General features: G+C 40.2%; 15 protein-coding genes. 12 read left to right on the top strand and 3 right to left on the bottom strand.

The features are described from left to right. The first annotated feature begins 194 nt into the window (after window positions 1-194). A complete protein-coding gene (locus tag DEM91_RS07720) occupies window positions 195-1,349 on the top strand; it encodes a 6-bladed beta-propeller (RefSeq protein ID WP_249858522.1) in 1,155 nt (384 codons plus the stop codon). Window positions 1,350-1,474: 125 nt separating this feature from the next. Then, window positions 1,475-1,816, top strand: a complete 342-nt coding sequence (locus tag DEM91_RS12695) for a hypothetical protein (RefSeq protein WP_410525636.1) — start codon at window positions 1,475-1,477, stop codon at window positions 1,814-1,816. A gap of 597 nt (window positions 1,817-2,413) precedes the next feature. On the opposite strand, the gene DEM91_RS07710 is transcribed toward DEM91_RS12695, so the two are convergent. Continuing rightward, complete coding sequence (locus DEM91_RS07710; protein ID WP_249858527.1) at window positions 2,414-2,731, bottom strand: transposase; 318 nt, start codon at window positions 2,729-2,731, stop codon at window positions 2,414-2,416. 128 nt (window positions 2,732-2,859) lie between these two features. Further along, on the bottom strand, window positions 2,860-3,243 hold the full coding sequence (locus DEM91_RS07705) for a hypothetical protein (RefSeq protein ID WP_249858521.1): 384 nt from the start codon (window positions 3,241-3,243) through the stop codon (window positions 2,860-2,862). Between the two features lie 217 nt (window positions 3,244-3,460). Here DEM91_RS07705 and DEM91_RS07700 point away from each other — a divergent pair, with 217 nt between their 5' ends. The 10 genes from DEM91_RS07700 to DEM91_RS07655 all read left to right on the top strand — a co-directional run bounded on the left by DEM91_RS07700 (window position 3,461) and on the right by DEM91_RS07655 (window position 18,842). Continuing rightward, window positions 3,461-4,480: a 6-bladed beta-propeller gene (locus tag DEM91_RS07700; protein WP_249858520.1), complete on the top strand. Its 1,020-nt coding sequence runs from the start codon at window positions 3,461-3,463 to the stop codon at window positions 4,478-4,480. Between the two features lie 72 nt (window positions 4,481-4,552). Then, window positions 4,553-4,828: a hypothetical protein gene (locus tag DEM91_RS07695; RefSeq protein ID WP_249858519.1), complete on the top strand. Its 276-nt coding sequence runs from the start codon at window positions 4,553-4,555 to the stop codon at window positions 4,826-4,828. Window positions 4,829-5,100: 272 nt separating this feature from the next. Next, window positions 5,101-5,577 (top strand): hypothetical protein, encoded by a 477-nt coding sequence (locus tag DEM91_RS07690; RefSeq protein ID WP_249858518.1) that lies wholly within the window; start codon window positions 5,101-5,103, stop codon window positions 5,575-5,577. After that, on the top strand, window positions 5,561-6,490 hold the full coding sequence (gene lepB / locus DEM91_RS07685; protein WP_249858517.1) for a signal peptidase I: 930 nt from the start codon (window positions 5,561-5,563) through the stop codon (window positions 6,488-6,490). Before DEM91_RS07690 ends, lepB begins: the two co-directional genes overlap by 17 nt. A 22-nt stretch (window positions 6,491-6,512) precedes the next feature. Then, entirely contained in the window at window positions 6,513-8,381 is a 1,869-nt protein-coding gene (locus DEM91_RS07680; RefSeq protein WP_249858516.1) for a hypothetical protein, read from the top strand. A gap of 80 nt (window positions 8,382-8,461) precedes the next feature. Next, the gene (locus DEM91_RS07675; RefSeq protein ID WP_249858515.1) at window positions 8,462-10,213 is read left to right on the top strand and encodes an O-antigen ligase family protein; all 1,752 of its coding nucleotides are present in this window, start codon (window positions 8,462-8,464) and stop codon (window positions 10,211-10,213) included. Continuing rightward, a complete protein-coding gene (locus tag DEM91_RS07670; protein WP_249858514.1) occupies window positions 10,210-11,676 on the top strand; it encodes a TolC family protein in 1,467 nt (488 codons plus the stop codon). The genes DEM91_RS07675 and DEM91_RS07670 overlap by 4 nt, the downstream gene beginning before the upstream one ends. Before the next feature lie 2 nt (window positions 11,677-11,678). After that, the gene (locus DEM91_RS07665) at window positions 11,679-12,767 is read left to right on the top strand and encodes an efflux RND transporter periplasmic adaptor subunit (protein WP_249858513.1); all 1,089 of its coding nucleotides are present in this window, start codon (window positions 11,679-11,681) and stop codon (window positions 12,765-12,767) included. Window positions 12,768-12,828: 61 nt separating this feature from the next. Then, window positions 12,829-15,864 (top strand): efflux RND transporter permease subunit, encoded by a 3,036-nt coding sequence (locus DEM91_RS07660; protein WP_275975255.1) that lies wholly within the window; start codon window positions 12,829-12,831, stop codon window positions 15,862-15,864. Between the two features lie 41 nt (window positions 15,865-15,905). Next, window positions 15,906-18,842, top strand: coding sequence for an efflux RND transporter permease subunit (locus DEM91_RS07655; protein ID WP_249858511.1), 2,937 nt, complete (start codon window positions 15,906-15,908; stop codon window positions 18,840-18,842). Window positions 18,843-18,861: 19 nt separating this feature from the next. Here DEM91_RS07655 and DEM91_RS07650 read toward each other — a convergent pair. Beyond that, window positions 18,862-20,274 (bottom strand): TraM recognition domain-containing protein (locus tag DEM91_RS07650; protein ID WP_249858510.1); only part of this gene is annotated, 1,413 nt, incomplete at its 5' end.

The following is a 20,274-nucleotide window of genomic DNA, read 5'->3' as shown; positions in this document are numbered from 1 at the left end:
ATATTTTTAGATGCTTTTAAATCTTTAGGTCGTTATCATGCTGAAGTTCCTGAAATAGACTAGTTCATTATCAAGGGGAAACCTTTGATAATGAACGACTATTCTTTAGTCGCTATCAAGTCCTAAGAATGGTATAGCAAAAGCAAGTTCATTTTCTGTGACTATTTTAGATATAAAAATTTTATTTTAAGAGCATGAAGAATATGCATATTAACACTAAAAGAATAATGTTTGTTTCTATTATTCTTTCTATTCCTTTGCTGCTTTATTCATGTATAAGTAGCGAAGGCAATATAGGTTTTCCTATAACTGGTTATAATGTACCAGCAAGAGAAAATGGCATTGGTTTTAAAGGTATTAAATATAAAATAATACCATTAGAGAGAAATGACGAATTTGCTTTAGTTTCTCCGAAGAAGATAGAAATCGTAGATTCTACTATCCTTGTTTTAGTTGGAAACAAGGTTGTTTCTTATAATCTTGAAGGCAAATATCTATATACTATTGATCATGTTGGTCATGGACATAATGAATACATAAATCTATCAACTTTCTATGTAGATAATGATGGAAAAGTTACCCTGCTAGATTCATATAAGAATATGCTATTTAGGTTTAATAAAGATGGGCAGTTCCTTGATGTAAAGAAAGTATCTCCTATTGACTTAAAGTATGCACAATCTATTCTTCCTATCAATGAAGACTCTCTATTTGTTTACAATTTCTTGTATAACGATTTTAATCAGTTGTGCAGAACTATAAATTTAAAAAGCAAAACTGAATATGGTATAACTTCCATTCCATTACACACAAATAATACAATGGAATATGTAGGCAAGAGTCCTTACTCAGTATATAAGGGAACGATTAGATATTTGAAGCCATTTGACAATCACATATACAATTTGACGGAGAACACAACCCTTAACGTTGAGACGACAGATAAAATATTTTCAAAGAAAGAAATAGAGGAAATAAAAGATTTTAGTATAGCAACTTATGCAGACTGTCTAAATAATGGCATATTTACAGGCTTTACTGATATATTTGAAACTAAGAATTATATTATCTTGGCATGCCACAATATTACTTATTTACTTATAGATAAGAGGAAAATGACATGCCAAAGAATAGAATATACCCCCAGTACAAATTATAAAAGTATTCCTCTATATAATATAAAGAGTTCTTCGGGAAATCAATTAATAGGGTTGCTGTCAAAAGAGGAAGTTGAAGAAGTCACAACAAATAAAGGCAACAAAATTATTCAAACCTTAAAAAAATATTTGGAAAAGCGACCATTTGATCAAGCTATTATTGTATATGATATAGAAAATGTTAATATGTAAAAAATATTTATAACAACTTATGATAATGTCGTTACTAAAAATATTTATGTGATACCCATTGGCTGGATTAAAATAGTCCAATAATTATAATGAAAAAGGTGCGCATATTATTGAAATTTAATAACTTGGCAGTATTTAATCTTGGAGGTAGTGGTACTTTCCATTACGGTGGAGGATTCGGTATTGGCAGTAAGAACTGTCTCTTCAACAGGCTTCGCATGGAGTACCTGGACTCCATTCCCAACCTGACCATCCGTCGGCAGTTCACCCAGCGGCATAAGCTCTTAGTGAGTGCATCCGAAAGTCCATCGCACAGGCCGTGGATGTCGGAGAGTTTATTTTCAGCATGGACTCCAAGCCTTTCGAGGTATGCCGGAATGTTCGTGCAAACAGGTGCTCCATGGGCAGGAGATAACATTGAACATGCACCCTCGTGGGGATACTTACCATTTACCATAATCGGATAAAAAATTTTTAGTTATCAAAGAAAACAGACCTTACTGTATATAAAAGGCGAGTAATCCGAAAAGCGAAGTGAGTAGGAAAATATAATCTTATTCTAAAATAATATGAGAAAGAAAATTTTCTTGTTAGTGTTTACCCTGGTAGTCGTGACATTAACTGCATTCACAGGTTACAAAACCTTTTATTCTAAAGTACAAATAGCTGATCTCATGTTGGTAGAGAACATTGAGGCTTTGTCTCGAGGAGAAGAGCATTCGGGGTATTTTGTACATCATATGAAATATTATAATCCGGTTACTAACCTTGAAACAGACAAATGTACAGCTTTTAGTTATTATGGCCCCAATGGAGCGTGTTTAGGCCCGCATGACCATGGTGCTACGACATGCTGCAGTGTAAATTGTTAAGATTCTCCTCTTCTAATTTTTTATATATTGAAAATAATAAGAAAAAAGATCTGGCCAAGTGTTTTTAACACAGTAACCTCTCATGGGAACTCCCCAAATTCCCTCGGTTTTTCCGGTATTAGAGTTTATTCTTTACCTGACTCCGAGGTAGCAGGGGCAGACTTCAATTAACATAAGGCTTCTCCAACGTGACTACGACAAAAATTTGCTAGATGAGTTTTGCGCAGTAGCAATAATAGCGACTTTCTTTGGCTTTTCGTTAGATCGCAAACGGTTGTAGCAGTCTCTGCATTGGGTATTACATCTTAACAAAGAGAATGCCGTTACGTAGAGTACACTCCTCAACGAGGAGTCGCCGTTGCGGTTTATATGACCTTTGAAATTGATAGAAGTACCTGACGCTGATAAGTTTGGTGACGGCCTCTGATAGTGATTGAGTTGTTTGGTTTTGTCAAAATAAGTAAAGCCGCTGGTTGTCTGCGTGAGTGCAGCTGCAAGAGTGACATTAATACCTTAATAGGGGTAAGCAGTTCCATCTGATTCTTGTACTAACTATTGGCTAATGCAAAGAGACTTTCTTCAAGATGCCTAATCTACTTCTCAAGAAAAGTTATGGTCTGTTCGATGGACTTCATGTATTAAGCGTTGAAGAACGGGTAGCACTTCCTAGAACCCTTGAGATTTATTGTGGAAATGAGTTGTTTCTTTGAGTGGCGGATAACCATACGTTTCTGTTTTAGGGTGAGGATGGCATCGTTGCTCATCGCAAAGGCTGTAGACAACATCTTCTCTCCATACAGGACTATCAGACGGGCAACGGTCTTTTCCGTTTTGACGGTAACACGCATGGCATGAGCGAGGTTCTTCATCTTGAGAGGATTCTCCAAGCTGATGGTAATATCAACCTCAGAGAGCAGGTAAATAAGTAGCGTGCTGTGGAAAGTCTTTGTCTTGCAGGTTTTCTCCGTTGAATAGGTCACTATGAAAGTGCCTTTGCTGACGTCAATTTCTATGTGGGTCATAACTATAACGAATTTAATGTATCATTCAACATCTTAAATATCGTGGAGGCATCATTACGCATACAGAGGGGCTAAAGCCCATTGAACTTCCAGATTCGAATGCTAAGAGGTAGGGCGGAACATTGTTGACAGTTTTATGATGAACGGAAGATTGGCCTTACTCCACATTTTGATGTTGTTAACGAGTGTAAAAATATTTTTTAAATTTGAATATACAATGAGTAGACTATTTATATATATTTTAATTTTAATCTTAACATGCTCGTGTTCTAGTGTCAAATTAGAGCAGTTTGACAATATTAGTATAACTGGATATGAAAACAAGTCTCTTGCTTTTGCGTCATTAGCTTCAAAGATTGATACTGTTTTTTTCTATGTAAAGAAAGGTGCTAATCCTATATCTACGATAAAGGATATTTCTTTAAATGATTCTCTGCTATACGTTGTAGATGAAAACAATTTTATTTCTTTATTTGATATTCATTCTGGAGAACTTTTAAGGCAAACAAAAGGTGTCGGCCATTCATCTCAAGAATATTTAAATATAAATTCTATCAAGTGCATGAATGATACACTATTTGTCTTAGATGACAAGAGCAGGAAGATAGTAAAATATGACAACTCGTTTAACTACTTAGGAAAAATTAATTTGAGATTTGTGCCATTAGACTTTGAAATAACAAATGATGGCTTCCTGTTCTCAAGGTTAGATGTGACAAATAATGATAATAGGTTTATTTTAACAGATAGAAATGGCGTTATAAAAAATGATTTTGTTAGGGCTTCTTCTTTCGGGGAGCAAATCTATACTAACAAATCATTTGTGAATAATAAATATCTAAACAAGATTTATCTGCATGAACCTATGTCAGGTGAAATTTACAGATGGGATAGTGGGATGGTTATGCCAGCATATAAAACAACATTTTCGAGTCACAATGAGAATGGAACAAAGGCACAGAACTTGGCGATACCAAAAGACTATTTTATCACGTCAACACATTTAATATGTAGTTTTATCTATGACCATAAGCAATACTATTGTGTATATTCAGAAAAAGACGGCACGGTAAAAGCGGGAAGTTTTGATATGAATAGTGGTCTCCCTTTTTCACCTATATTTCAAAAAGGAGACTCCCTTGTTGGTCTATATCATACAGAGGATCTTGAGATGCTAAAAAACTGGAAACCTAAACACGGTCATAGTACACTTACCCTTTTTATTTATTCTTTTTAGAGAATTATACACTAATTAAAAAGTACAAAATCATTACCTTTAAAGACTTTCAGGAGTGGAGATATGATCGCTATGATTATCAAAGAAGGAGTTATGCGTAGGAATTTCAAAACAGCATTTATAAATATCAAAACAAAGGATTGCAAAATATTTAAACACGAAGATGGCAATAAGAAATTTCTTATAATGGATTTTTTCGCAGATGGTATTGTCTATGCTTGTGTCTCTGCAGAGGTGTTGAGAAACTATGTAGATGAAAGTTTGTTGGATGCAAAATCCAAAGTAACTTATGAAGCGCAATCCGAAGACTCCAATTACTATGTGCTTAAATATTACTTGAAACCATAAATAAAGGTGTTCCTTAATCTAAAGGGAGAACTGTCTATAAGTTTTGACCTCTATGTCACGATTTTCTACGAGAAAAATATTCATTTCCTTATGTGTATATGTTGTATGCACATGAGGAAACTATGACATTAGAATAATTTACCTTAAATCGAGAAGTAACGGATATGGAAATAATAAACTCCAAAATAAGCAAGGGGCTTTTCTGCTTTTTCATTTGTTTCATAACATTCTCTTGTTCATCACGACTTGGCGTGAAAAAGAATATAGAACATATGATGGAGAAACCAATAAACACAGTAGAGAAAAATATGGTAAGATGGACACCAAGAGATACACTTTGTACAGAAGATGGAAAAACCAGGAGTTTTTCTTTTATTGTTTATGCTGACAGCTCACAATGTTCGCCTTGCTTCATAAACGGGTTAAAGGAATGGAATGAGCTGCTGGATTTAGAAAAGGATAAAAAATATAATATCCGATTTCTATTTATTATAGAACCACGAATAGGAGAAAGCAATCTTCTGTGTAGCAGACTAAATGACTCACAATTCAAGCATGCAGTTCTAATAGACAAACAGGCTCTATTTCGCAAGGCAAATCCCCAGATACCCAAGGAGACTATGTATCATACCTTCCTATTGGACAAAAATAGCAAAGTAGTCCTTGTAGGGAATCCACTCCACAACGAGGACGTAAAGAAACTTCTTTACAGAAGACTGAATGATAAAAAAAATGATGAAAGAAGATAAAGTGCAAGGAAAATGGCGATTGTCTATAATAAGGATATTTTCTATAGTAATGTTCTTACCATTGACGTATTTCCTGTGGTTAGCAGTGCGTTGCTTCGTTACAGACTACTTCTCGATACCAACGTCTTCTATGATACCTACTTTATATCCTGGCGATAAGGTGTTTGTCAACAAACTTATTATAGGCGCAAGATTATATACCAAATTTAATTTCGATACTAATGGTGTGGAATTGGGATCATGGCGGTTGAAAGGGTTAAGGACGGTGAAGCACAATGACATAGTAGTGTTTAATTTCCCCCATCATGCAGGCAAGATAAATTTTGTGATAAACAATGTTTTCTGTAAGCGTGTGGTCGCCATCCCTGGAGACAGCATATATACAGAAAACGGTTTCTACAAGAATAACAATTATGAAGGGATTCTAGGTATAGAGGAAGAACAACAAAGATTTTCAGAGAAGCCTGACTCGTTGCTTCCCAATGAAATTCTAAACACATTCCCCTTCGACAAAGAGCATTTCCCTTATACAACAAAGAATATGCGTCCCATATATGTACCTCGCAAAGGGGACATTATAAGAATCAGTCCTTATGAAGCAGTTTATTATAAAATGTTACTTGAATGGGAAACAAGCAAAACAATTACATGGAATTGGAAGAGGAACAAGGTTTATGCTGATGGCAAACAGCTACTCTGGCACAGGTTTAAGCATGACTACTATTTCATGGCCGGTGACAATGTATCCGATTCCAACGACTCACGGTATTGGGGACTTATACCAGAAGAATATATAGTGGGGATTGTGGAATACGTTTATCATAAAAATAAAAAAAAAGATGAAGTTACGACACCTGTTTCTGATATCCGCAACAACAGTATTAGCCGGATGTACAGCGTTCGATACAGATAATCGATTGGAAGAAGCCCTTGCTATGGCAGATTCCAATCGGGCTGAGATGGAAAAAGTCCTTGCCCATTATGAGGGGGATACCATGAAAAAGGAAGCTGCCAAGTTCCTGATACGCAACATGCCAGGTCATTACTCCTATGTTGACACGGCCGTAATTGCAAGATACTCCCATTCTGTGGACTCCATTATAGAGACAATGAAAGACTCCAGTTTCAACAGCATACGGGATTCTGTAAATTCATGCGCAAAACGCTTCAATTTGGTGAAATTGAAAAAATGTCAAGACATCAAAGCAATATCGTCAGCATATCTGATAAAAAACATTGATGGGGCTTTCGACAGCTGGCAGAAAGGCTCATGGGCCGCGCATCTTTCCTTTGATGATTTTTGTGAATATATACTACCCTATAAAGTAACAGAATTACAACTCCTTGATGACTGGCGCCTTAGACTATCAAAGTTCCATTCGGAAAAATTGCGTGATTTGAAGCGTTGTGATGCCTACAGAAACTCCACCCTTGAAGCTTGCAGAACACTGGTCCGTGACTATAGTAGCTACATGCGGCCCCACATTGACGAAGACATACAGTATCCCATAATGAAATGGGAGGCTATGTCTAAAGTCCCGTTCGGCACATGTGATTACTACACCTATGTTTCATTAGCATTGCTTCGCAGCAAGGGAATCCCAGTCATTTCAGATTTTACCCCTCATTGGGCTTGTCGTCGGTTAGGACATACTTGGAATGTTTTGATTTCTGAAAATGGATACCACTATCCATTTGATGCAGCAGGTTCATTACCAGGAGACAGTTACCGCCTTTCTGAAAAGCTGGCAAAAGCATATAGGCATACTTATGCTATCAATGAAGATTTGGTTGACTTGAATAATTCTGAGAAAAATATCCCCTCCTTATTTAAGACGATATTTATAAAGGATGTTACATCTGATTATATAAGTTGTGCCAACGCAAATATAAATTCCCCAGAACTAATGAAAGATAAAAAATATGCTTTCCTGGCAGTATTTGGTGATAGAGACTGGACTCCTATCGGTTTTGGAAAAGTGAACGGAAAAAAAATACTTTTTAAGAATCTCGGTAGGAACTCTTTGTATATGCCTTATTATTATAATGACAATGGGAAAACAAATTCTATAGGAGTCCCATTTATTGTTTCGCTAAATGGTAAGGTGAAGAAGATAAATGTTAATAGAAAGAAAAGAATAGACATGATACTAAAGAGGAAATATCCTGCTTTAGAATATTCATGCAACTTTCTAAGTAGGTTAGACAGTTGCGAATTTCAGGCTTCAAACGACATTGATTTTAGAAATAAGCAGATAATACATAGAGTTGGTGAGTGCTTTGGTGTTGGCTATGACGTCAATGTATCCGATAGTGTGCCAGCGTATCGCTATTGGCGTTTCTTTTCTACCAAACCGGAAACGCATGCTAATGTTGCGGAAATATACTTCTTCGACATGTTAGGAGAAGAGATAAAGGGCAAGGTTATTGGTACAGAAGGTTCATGGGGTGACAATAAAGATTGTACTCGTGAAGCCGTGTTTGATAACGATATTCTCACTTTTTTTGATGCGCCAGATGGTGACGGCTCATGGGTAGGAATGGATTTTGGCAAGCCAGTCAGAATTAGTCATTTTTATTATTATGCTAGAGGAGATGGAAATGCCATAGCACCCAAAGATAAATACGAACTATTTTACTGGGACAAAAGTAAATGGAATAGCCTTGGTACGAAAAAAGCAACATCTCCCGTACTTGTATTTAAAAACGTTCCTTCGGGAGGAGTATACTTACTCAGAAATCTTACAAGGGGACAGGAAGAAAGAGTTTTTACATATGAAAATGGAAAGCAGATTTGGTGGTAGGCTCATACCCGCAACAATCCGCCGTGTGAATAAAAGGTGTGTATTGATTGACGTGACTGAAATATAAAAAGCAAACCCTTATGACATATGTTTCATTTTACGACTGGTTACGTACATACAGGAAACAAATCATCGGTATATCTATATGCATATTCTTGATGATTACGACAGTCATGCCAGTAGAAGTACGATGGAGTCATGCGGAATCTATTATGGCATGGGCCTTGCCTGTATTCTGCTTGTCTGGTATGACATGCCTGTTCCTCTCAACCCGCAACACTGCATGCTTCAAGTTATCCATCTGTGACATGCTCATGTTAGCTGGTGCCCTTTATTATTATTTCAGGGTCTGGATAGGAAAGGAATACCCTTGTGCTACGCAGTTTATTAAGGATATGGGAATGTTTGTCCTGTATTTTACCCTTAGACCGATATTCTCTCCGATCAAGATCCAGTATATCCACCTTTCAATAATATTTGTCTTATTCGGGTGTTATGAGGCACTGAATGGATTCTTCCAGATAACAATGGGAGGAAGCAGGCATCCTGCTTACATACTTACGGGGTCATTCCTCAATCCGGGCCCCTATTCTGCATATTTGCTTATCACTTTGATAATAGGGATACTGTCGAAAAATGATGTCTTTTTGTTAATAAAGGCAGTGCCGACAAAATATTATGGGTATTTAACAGGACTCTATAACTTCGTTCTGGCTACACTTGGCATTATGCTCCTTTCTACTTGGAGCAGGTCCGCCATATTGACTTTTGCAATATTCAGCCTATGGCACTATAGAAAAAGATATTGGCGCTGGCGGTATATAGTGTGGGCGGCATGCATTGGCTTTATTATAGGATTATACTTTATGAAGCAGGGTTCGGCAGACGGACGTATCCTTACCTGGATTGCAAGCCTGAAGGCATGGATGCATGATCCTTGGCTGGGAGCGGGGATAGGCGGCTTCCGCCATGCCTGCGCCCAAGGAGTTTCTGAACTTTTTACAGTAGATTCCTCCGACCCTTTATTCTTTTCTGGAAACGTTTCAGAATATGCCTTTTGTGACATGTTGAAAATCCTTATAGAGCAAGGCATTCTTGGTCTTGCCTTTTTTATAGTTGTGATACTATCTGTGCTATACAATGTATTTCATTACAGCAGATCTTTATTCTTTGCAATGCTGGCGTTGCTGGCTTTCTCTCTTTTCTCCTATCCCTTCGAATTGTACCCATATCGTGTAATGGCCATTATGATTGCGGCAATCATTCCTCATCATATTCAGATTATAAGATTTCGAGGCTGGAAAAGAAACGGTACGCTTATGCTATACGGATTGGTATTTGTGAGTATGTCAACATTCATTGCAAGGGAAGTCCAGTTACGCCAAAATGCGGACAAGGAGTCGGAGCTATTTATAGGTTTGCAAAATGAGGCATTTATCCATGCTTATTACAAGCTGTTGCAAAAAGAGAATGACAATCCCCAATTTCTGTTCCAATTTGCCAAGGTTCTTAGGGGTATGGGAAGATATAATGACAGTAATGCGATACTCTCAAATGGGATACTGATCAGCAATGACCCCATGTTTTATTTGCTACAGGGAAACAACTACAAAGATATGGGATTCCCCCATTTTGCAGAGCAAGCTTATTTTAAGGCACATGCTGTAATGCCGAACCGTCTCTATCCTCTGTACCAACTTATGGTTTTGTATGAATCAGTGGGACAGAAAGGGAAGATGAAAAAGATGGCAAAGAGAATAATAGAAATGAAACCGAAAATCACTTCTCCTGCGACAGAGGAAATGAAGCAAAAAGCAAAGATTGTCCTATGAGAAAAATTCTTTTTATCATGCTGTCCATTGGCCTTACTGTCAGAGCCCAACAACTGACATTGTCAAATGCAATATCTATAGCGCAGCAGAATTCTTATGATGCCCAGCTGGCTAAACTGGAGTTTATGTCAAAGTATTGGACATTCCGTTCCTTCCAGGCAGATTTACGGCCTTCCATCAACCTTAATGGAAGCGTTGGAAATTTTGACCATTCTTTGGTGGCGGTAAGAAACTATAATGACGGACAAGTGGCGTATGTCAACAACAATTCATTGTCAAACCAACTCACACTTTCCGTAAATCAGAAAATTGCCGCTACGGGGGGAACCGTATCACTGCAGTCATACCTTTATAGTCTCAATCAGTTCACATATGATAAGACTACTTTCAATTCACAGCCGCTCAGGATCAGCTATACACAACCGTTCAGAGCCTTCAACTCCCTAAAATGGGATAAGAAGACAGCACCGATAGAATATCAAATAGCCCAGAAAAATTATATTTCTGCCATGCAGCAGATTACAATACAAGTCTCCAGACTTTTCTTCAACGTACTTGCCGCACAATCAGATTATAAACAAAGCGTTGCAACAGTAAAAGACCGCGAACAGCTCCTTGACATGGCAAACAAGCGTCTGCAACTTGGTACAACGACAAAAAGCGAGGTGCTGCAGTTAGAGCTGTCACTGATCAATGCACAGGTGGCTGCCAACAACAACAAACTGGCACTTAATGACAAGCTGTATCAGTTTTTCTCTTATTTACGTATTACCGATTATGAACATGCGTCACTGATCCCCCCAAACAATGTGCCCGATATATCATTGAACGTTGAGAATGTCCTACAGAAAGCAATAGCCAATTCCTCCCATTCTCTTGAACAAAAACAACAGATGATTGAGGCTGAGAGGGCACTTGCACAGGCAAAAGCCGGGCGTGGCCTGCAACTGGCGCTGCATGGAGAAGTAGGATTCACACAATCGGCAAATACCTTCTTGAAAGCCTACCGCCACCTCAACGACAATGAAATCATAGGGCTTACCCTTTCCCTGCCCATCTTCGATTGGGGAGTGAGCAAGGGAAAGGTCAGAATGGCACAGGCACAGTTGGAACTTGCAAAAACAAAGAACGAACAAGTACACCTTGACTATATCCAAGAGTTACGAAAGAGGGTAATACAGTTCAACACGCAACCTTCACAATGCAAGAATGCTCTCAGGGCACAGGAAATTGCGGAACAGAGATACGAGATTACAAGGAAGAGATTTGAAACAGGAGCCGTGTCCGTTACAGACCTTAACACTGCACAGCAGGAACTCGAGTCGGCCAACAAGCAATATATAGCCATTCTCCAATCTTTTTGGACTGACTACTATACGCTGCAGAAATCCACTTTGTACGACTGGGTTAACCGTACTGACGTACATGTTGATTTTGACAAAATAATAACGAACCAGAAATAATCATGAATAAAGTTACAACAGCAATATGCATCTCTCTTTTAGCCTTGGTCATATCATCGTGCAGGCATAAAAGAGATTCAGGGCAGGATCAGGAGTCGGCTCTGCCAGAACAGCAACAGGCGATTGTGGAAGTTGACACCATGACTCTCTGTCTTCGGACTTTTCAGAAGCAACTGCTATGCAATGGTAAACTCGTTGCTATAAGGAAAGCCGAACTTCAATGCAGCAAACAGGGTGAGATACTACAAAGAGTGGCAGTGGTAAATGGACAGCGTGTGGCACGGGGCGCATTACTATGTGTGTCTGACACACGTGACAGACTGGCTGATTTGGAAAAGGCACAACACGACCTTGAGCGTGCACGGGTAGAATTACAAGACAAAATCATAAGCTTAGGATACAGTGGAGAGATTGACAAGGTACCAGCAGAGATACGCCATCGTGCCGAGATCGTGTCTGGTTATTACACCGCCAGGTTTCAACTACAAACTGCCAAAAAGAGTCTTAGTGAATGCGAACTGCGTGCACCTTTTGCAGGAAGGATAGCCAACCTTGAGGCGCGCGCCCATCAGCCAGGGATGAAGTTTGCCACTCTCATAGACGATTCTTTCTTCGAAGTGGAATTCAAGATTCTTGAAGCTGAGCTTGCATTCGTAAGACGCGGACAGACAGTGAAGGTTACCCCGTACGCCAATGGACAAGAAACATATGTCGGAGCTGTTACCGAGATAAATCCTACTGTTGACGATAAGGGGATGGTAAGCATAACTGCAAGGGTGAGAAACACCCCGACAAAGCTCATAGACGGCATGAACGTGAAAGTTACTGTTGAAAATGCCGTGCCGAATATGTTTGTCGTCCCTAAAGAAGCTGTGGTGGAACGCGATGGCTACCATGTAATCTTCGTGTATGATAAAAAGAGCAAACGGGCAGTGTGGACCTATGTTGACATAGCTTACAGCAACCTCACAAGTTATGCCATCACCGGCTGTGCAAAGAAAAGTACGGAAATAAAAGCCGGTGAAACCGTGATTACGACAGGAAATCTGAACCTTGCCGACGATACGGAAGTAAGAATAGGCAAGGAATAACAGGCATGCTGCCACCGGCATATACATTATAGACTTATTTTAACCGCATTTGTATATATATATGCTCAACCAACTCATCCACCGGCCAATAGCAGTAAGTATGATTCTGATAGCAACAGTTGCCGTCGGAATACTGTTATTTGCATATATACCCATATCATTGATGCCCGAAGTCGATATTCCACGCATCACTGTGCAGATGGCAAATCCAGGAGCATCAGCCACTGAGATAGAACAAAAGATGGTCACCCCCATGCGCTACCAGCTGGCACAAGTGGCAGGATTAAAAGAGATTGAAACGCAGACGAGAATGGATGCCGGAACCATCACGCTTACCTTTGAACCGGGTTCGGATATGGACTTACTGTTTATAGACGTCAATGAGAAGATAGACCGGGCCATGAATACCATGCCCAAAGACATGATGCGGCCAAAAGTGATAAAAGCTAGTGCAATGGACATACCGGCATTCTATATTGACATAACAAAACGGGGAGCCGACAATGACGATATGGCACAATTGTCAAGACTCGTACGCAACGTCATCGTTAAACGCATTGAACAACTGCCACAAACGGCAATGGTGGACTATAGCGGAACGGTGGGAACACAGATAGATATAGTTCCTGACATGAGTAAGATGCAATCCCTTGGCATTACGTCTCACGACATAGAAACAGCTATAAACGATAACAACATCGTATTGGAAGCACTGAGCATAGTGAGTGGAATATACAGATACAGCATACACTTCGACTCACAAATCATTACCAAAGACGACATAGAGAATATTTACATACGTCACGAAGGGAGATTGTTGCAACTGAAAGACATATGCAGCATAACTGAAAAAAGCGGCGTGAGGAATGGTATAGTGCGAAACAATGGCAACAATGCCGTCACCATTGCCGTAATAAAGCAGAACGATGCACAGATGGCTGACTTACAAGAGGGAATCAACACCCTTATCGATAGTTTTCAGACTGACTATCCTGACGTAAAGTTCAACATTACAAGAGACCAGACAGAGCTGCTAAGCTACTCCATGACCAACTTAGAGTGGAATCTGATCATAGGTGCGGTATTGGCATGCCTGATTTTATTCATATTCAATGGAGGATGGCGCATTCCATTGCTTATTATAGTATCCATACCCCTGTCACTTATCATAACCCTGCTTTGCTTCTACATCTTAGGCATTTCGCTAAACATCATATCGCTGTCTGGACTTATTCTCGGCATTGGAATGATAATAGACAATTCCATCATCGTTATCGACAACATAAGGCAACGACACGATGTCATTACAGGAACAAGAGAGGTGTTCATGCCCATGCTCAGTTCTGTTCTTACCACATGTTCCGTATTCATCCCTCTTATATTTCTCAGTGGAACCGCCGGTGTATTGTTCTACGACCAGGCTATGGGCGTAACCATAGCACTTTTTGCTTCACTTTTGGTAGCGGCTGTGGTGGTGCCGGTATATTATTTCACGTTGTTTAGAAACAAGCTTCATGAGAAGCACAATGAAAGGAAACCCGAAAGAGCACTCATGCGTATTTACGAACCAGCCATGCGCTGGACTTTGCGGCATGGGAAATTGTCTATAGGTGGTTTCGTTGCCTGCATAGCTGCTATACTTCTAATATTCCCTCACATGGAAAAAGAGCGCATGCCTGACATCGAACATAATGACGCCATTATGACCATAGACTGGAATGCGGGCATATCGACCGAAGAAAACGACCGGAGAACGCAGGAATTATTAAGTACGGCAAAGCAAAACATTTCGACTACCGCTATGTCAGGTACGCAGGAATTTATACTCTCGCACACCAAGGACATAACCAACAACGAAGCTGTTGTCTATATCAAGGCTAACGACAAAAACGAGCTTGACTCTGTAGAACGTACTTTTACTTCTTACGTGCAGAAAAACTATCCCAAGGCAAAAATAGAATTCAATATTTCCGGAAACATTTACGACCTCATATTCCAGACCGACAAGCCCGACCTTGAGATAAGACTTCAAAAAACAGAAGGCGGAAGACCGTCAGTGGCAGAATCACGCATATTCTCAGACAGCATCAGACGCATGTTTCCTGAGGTCGACATACAGCCCGTTGCCACAGAGGAAATATACCGATACATTGCCAATCCTGAGCAAATGGCGTTATATCACATATCTTACCGTCATCTATACACACGTCTGAGAGAACTGGCCGGAAACGGTAAAGTGTATGAAATAGCCAATGGTGAACAAAGCATACCGATAATAATAAGCCAGAATAAGACCAATGCCAACGACATCATGCAGAAAACCATTCGCAACGATGAAGGTGTCGACATTCCGTTGGAGTTCATAGTGGAAGCCACGATGGACGAGAGCTTCAAACGTCTGAGTGCCGGTAATGAAGGGGAATATTATCCTGTAATAATAGAAAAGGCATCGGATAAAACCATAAAAAAAATTGTAGAATACGCTGGACACCTTCATCAAGGAACCTTAAAAAGCATAAAGCCATCGTTTCATGGCAACTATTACGAGTCAAGACAAATGATAAGGGAGCTTGCACTTATACTTACCGTTGCCATACTGCTGCTGTATTTCATTCTTGCGTCGCAATTCGAGAGCCTTCTCCAGCCCATAATAATCCTTATAGAAATCGTTATCGACGTGTTCATAGTGTTGATTACACTATGGGTTATGGGCGAATCTGTCAACATAATGTCCATGATAGGCCTTGTAGTCATGAGTGGCATTATTATAAACGACTCCATTTTGAAAGTTGACACAATAAATCACATATATCGGAGCAACGGCAATATATCACTGCTACAGTCTATAATCATAGCCGGGCACCGTCGTTTGAAGCCCATCATCATGACATCACTCACCACCATTCTCGCCTTGTTGCCGTTTCTTACCAAAGACAATATGGGGGCGGCATTGCAGTTCCCTCTATCAGTAACCATTGTTGTGGGAATGATTGCAGGCACAATGGTAAGTCTGTTCTTTGTTCCGCTCATATATTTCATTATATACAGATGGAAAGAAACACGTGGTAAAACAAAAAAACGCTCTGGTATCTGTTAATGAGGCATTCGTTTTCCATACTCCTTACCGTGTGCATACTTATGATTATAGGTATGGCTCTCATACCGGGTCTTGACATAAGCAACAAGCCACGCCCACGACAAGGCAAGACTCTTAACATTTCATATTATTGGCAGGGGGCATCGGCAAAAGTGGTAGAACAGAACGTAACTTCACGTATTGAAGGATTGGTAAGTTCAGTAAGGGGTGTAGAGTCTGTTTCATCGGTATCAAATTTCGGTTCGGGGAACGTTACCGTACAACTGAAGAAAAACGCTTCTGTTTCGGGTGTAAAATTCGAGATAGCATCATTGTTACGACAAGTAAGAGACAAACTGCCTAAGGAAGTAACCTACCCCGAACTGTCAGGAGGTGAAATAGTTACAGGACGGGGGAGGGATAAAGATGCACGTATTTTGTCGTATAGAATAAAGGCGGCTATGCCTGACATTGAGATAAAAAAACTTGCAGAGCGGACCATCAAGCAGAATATTGAGAAAATCGAGGGAGTCAACAGTGTCGAAGTGTCGGGAGGAACGGAAAAATACATGGAGATTTCGTACAATGCTGAACAAATGGCACTGTACGGTTTGTCTTCTTACGACATTGAGGAGGCCATTCGCAACTATTTAGGCAGGCAGGACATCATTGGAGATATCATTAAAAAAGACAAACAGGGTACGGAGGAGCGGATGCCATTGTTCCTTTCCGTTGCTGGAGAGAGAAGCCTCTTGGAGTCAATACCGATAAAAGACATCAACGGAAAGATAATATACCTCAACAACCTTGCCAGATGTGAGTATAAGGACCGTGACCCCAATACATATTTCCGCATCAACGGACTGAACACCGTCTATATGAACGTAATGGCTGAAAGCGATGTAAATATAAACCGTGTGGCAGCAGAAGTGAAGGAAGAAATGGAAAGGAGCCAAGCCGTTGATACAAAAATGAGCTATGAACTGACATACGACAAGGCAAACGAACAGTTTTCCGATTTTAAGACACTTGTCATACGAAGTGTCATTTCGTTGCTGATCCTTCTACTCTTCGTTGTCGTATGCAAGCGCGACCTTAAATATCTTTTTATTATTTTCTCTACGCTATTGGCTAATATTCTTATAGCGGTCATCTGCTACCGGCTTTTCGATATACGCCTGCAACCGTTCTCCATGGCGGGCATCACCGTCTCGCTCGGATTGATTATCGATTCAACCATTGTTATGGTCGATCACTATAGCTATCACCGTAACTTCAATGCTTATTTTGGTGTCGTAGGGGCAACGCTCACCACCGTTGGGGCTTTATTGATAGTATTTTGGTTGCCTGATTACATAAAGAATGATCTCTACGACTTTTCATGGATCATTATAATAAATCTCGTTGCAGCACTTCTTGTGTCGGCTCTTTTTGCACCGGCATTGGTAAACAAGATGAATTACTCCAGCAAACAGGGCAGAAAGCCGCGCAACATCAAGGTTGTCATATCATGGAACAAGATTTACAGCCGCTATCTCAAATTCAGCCAAAATCGCTTTGCACGCCCTGCAATACTAATAGCTACAGCATGTATCTTCGGTTGGTCGCTATATCTATTTGTTGATACAATTGACTCTAACACCTACCGCCCCGAACCAGAGGAAATGAAACTTCACATAAGAGGACAGATGCCGTTGGGCGGTACAGCCAAACAACTCAATGAGAAGGTGCAAATAATAGAGACATTTCTTTCACAATATAAGGAAATAAAACGATATGAAACGAATATAGGGGGTTGGGGAGCGGAGATTACCGTTGAATTCAACCCCGAACACTTGAACACGTCTTTTCCTTACATGCTTGAAAACAAGGTCATAGGCAAACTAATAACCATCGGTGGTGCCGATTGGAGTACATGGGGGGTAAGCCAACGTGGCTTTAGCAATTCGTTAGACCAGCAATACAGGAGCAGTAGCATAGAGATTGCTGGATATGAATACGACCGCCTCTATCGCTTTGCAGAAGACATGTGCAAGTGTCTTCGGCAAAACAACAGAGTACAGGATATCACCATTGAAACGCCTGGACACGAACGTCAGGAAGACGAGTATTATATGGAGTACAACAAAGATATGCTCGCCAACGACAGCATTGGCATCATCGATATATACCGTTCACTGTCCACGATGCTTGTGGAACACGAAATGGGAAGAAAAAAAGGAAACGGGCAAAAAATGGATTATGTGCTGCGACCAAAGGAAAACGGGAAATTCGACTTATGGCAGTTGGAAAACTCGTTTATAAAAGCTGGCGGAAGAGATATCCGTCTTGCCGATTTAATGTCTATAAACAAAAGGGAGGCAAAAAACTGTATTCCCCGTGAAAATCAGGAATATGTTCTGCGCGTGGCTTTCAATGTACTGGGATCATACACTTACACTTGTAAATACATCAAAGGCATCACTGAAGGGTTCAATGCCAAGTTCCCTATAGGCTTCCGATGCATCACCAAGACATATGGCAGTTACGAAGACAACGGTACACAGTATTGGCTTATCGGACTTGTGGTAATAATTATTTTCTTCATATGCACCATACTTTTTGAGAGTCTTTATAAAGCTCTGATAATAATTATGCTCATTCCAGTATCTCTAACTGGCATGTTCCTTACTTTCCATTTCAGTGGTATAGAATTCGGGACGGGTGGCTTTGCGGCAATGGTATTTCTGTGCGGTCTTACCGTCAACAACGGCATCTACATGATTAATGAATATAAAAATGAATGCAGATATATCAAAGCATATAATCATAAGATAATACCTATTTTTCTGACGGCTTTCTCAACAATCCTTGGATTTTTACCATTTTTATTAGACGGACCGACAGAAAGATTTTGGTTCTCTTTTGCAGTAGGTTCAATTAGTGGATTACTATTTTCCATAATTTCTGTTGTATTTACAATGCCACTATTTTTGAAATTGCACAAAGTAATCACATAAGGGCAATTGTTTAACGAAATTATCCCTCTTTAACTTTAATAAGATTGCACTTGTTTGGATCATTCTTGATTCGTTCAATTTCAGAAGCTACCAGAGATAATATCTCCTGCTTTACCTTATGATAGTTGGCTTCAATAGTCTCTTTGAGATTGTCGGAGCCATCTTCGTTTATCAAGTTTGCTATCACGGGTATGGGCTGATAGGCTTTCATCTCAGCAGAAACCTTGGCACTATCCACGACTATTTCCGCATGGAAAATCTTCTGGTCAATACGTTCATCGAAGTTATCGGACACCGCACCCACGAACATACCTTGCGTGAGATTGCTGATTTTTGATGCAGGGATAAGGCTGTCCATTTGCGTGGAAATGGAGGTAGATTTGTCGTTGCGGTTGATGGTCATAGACTGACGTTGCTGAAGCACCTTACCGAAACGTTCGGAGAGTGTTTTAGCAGTTTCGCCTACCACTTGCCCACTGAACACGTTGCCCACAGTGTTTTGTATTACCTTGCTTTCCTTGTCGCCATAATCACGGGTAAGCTGTGAGAAGTCCTGAAAGCCCAAACAAACCGCCACCTTATTGCTTCGAGCGGTAGCGATTAGGTTATCCAACCCACGGAAATAAATCGTCGGCAACTCATCGATAATCACTGAGGACTTGAGTTGCTTCTTCTTGTTGATGAGCTTCACTATACGACTGTTATACAAACCGAGTGCCGCCGAATAGATATTCTGGCGGTCGGGATTGTTCCCCACAACAAGCACTTTCGGCTCATTGGGATTGTTGATGTCGAGCGAGAAGTCGTCACCCGTCATTACCCAATAAAGGGCTGGTGAAATCATACGGGATAGTGGTATTTTGGCACTGGCTATCTGTCCCTGTAACTGGTCTTGTGCGCCTCCTTCCCAAGCATCCATAAAGGGCGAAAGGTAGTTGGCAAGCTCATCGTAGGACGTGAGGATCGGGAATATCTGTGCGTATGGACGGTTCAAAAACTCAATGGCGTGCGGAAAGGTACAATACTTCCCATTCTCATAGATTTTCAGAAACCAAATGATGGCGGCGAGCAAGATAATAGGTGACTCCACAAAGAAGTCTCCCTGCTTTTGTATCCACGAGCGATTCAGATTGAGCATGATGGTGTAGGCACTCTCATAGGCATCGGATATGTCCGTCATAAAGGCAGGATTGATAGGATTGCATCGATGTGACTTTCTTGGATCATCGAAGTTGATTACATAGAACTGCGGCTTTACCTTATAGGCATCCAAGTGATGAAGCAGGTGATTATAAGCAATCTCAGAAAGGTCGGGAAATTTATAGTCGTAGATGTACATGGCAAAGCCTTTCTCTATCTGCTGCTTGATGTAGTTGTTTACGATAGCGTAGGACTTACCCGACCCCGGTGTGCCGAGTACCATTGAAGCACG

The organism is Prevotella sp. TCVGH (genome assembly GCF_023522295.1).
Classification (GTDB): Bacteria; Bacteroidota; Bacteroidia; order Bacteroidales; family Bacteroidaceae; genus Prevotella; species Prevotella timonensis.
The sequence above is the reverse complement of the archived record's forward strand: the minus strand, read 5'-3'. Positions and strand labels throughout refer to the sequence as shown.

Coding starts and splice junctions, on each gene's coding strand:
- DEM91_RS07690 (WP_249858518.1), top strand. CDS start 5,101: ATGATGGAGAAACCAATAAACACAGTAGAGAAAAATATGGTAAGATGG.
- DEM91_RS07675 (WP_249858515.1), top strand. CDS start 8,462: ATGACATATGTTTCATTTTACGACTGGTTACGTACATACAGGAAACAA.
- DEM91_RS07700 (WP_249858520.1), top strand. CDS start 3,461: ATGAGTAGACTATTTATATATATTTTAATTTTAATCTTAACATGCTCG.
- DEM91_RS07670 (WP_249858514.1), top strand. CDS start 10,210: ATGAGAAAAATTCTTTTTATCATGCTGTCCATTGGCCTTACTGTCAGA.
- DEM91_RS07655 (WP_249858511.1), top strand. CDS start 15,906: ATGATTATAGGTATGGCTCTCATACCGGGTCTTGACATAAGCAACAAG.
- lepB (WP_249858517.1), top strand. CDS start 5,561: ATGATGAAAGAAGATAAAGTGCAAGGAAAATGGCGATTGTCTATAATA.
- DEM91_RS07680 (WP_249858516.1), top strand. CDS start 6,513: ATGGCAGATTCCAATCGGGCTGAGATGGAAAAAGTCCTTGCCCATTAT.
- DEM91_RS07695 (WP_249858519.1), top strand. CDS start 4,553: ATGATTATCAAAGAAGGAGTTATGCGTAGGAATTTCAAAACAGCATTT.
- DEM91_RS07720 (WP_249858522.1), top strand. CDS start 195: ATGAAGAATATGCATATTAACACTAAAAGAATAATGTTTGTTTCTATT.
- DEM91_RS07705 (WP_249858521.1), bottom strand. CDS start 3,243: ATGACCCACATAGAAATTGACGTCAGCAAAGGCACTTTCATAGTGACC.
- DEM91_RS07660 (WP_275975255.1), top strand. CDS start 12,829: ATGCTCAACCAACTCATCCACCGGCCAATAGCAGTAAGTATGATTCTG.
- DEM91_RS07665 (WP_249858513.1), top strand. CDS start 11,679: ATGAATAAAGTTACAACAGCAATATGCATCTCTCTTTTAGCCTTGGTC.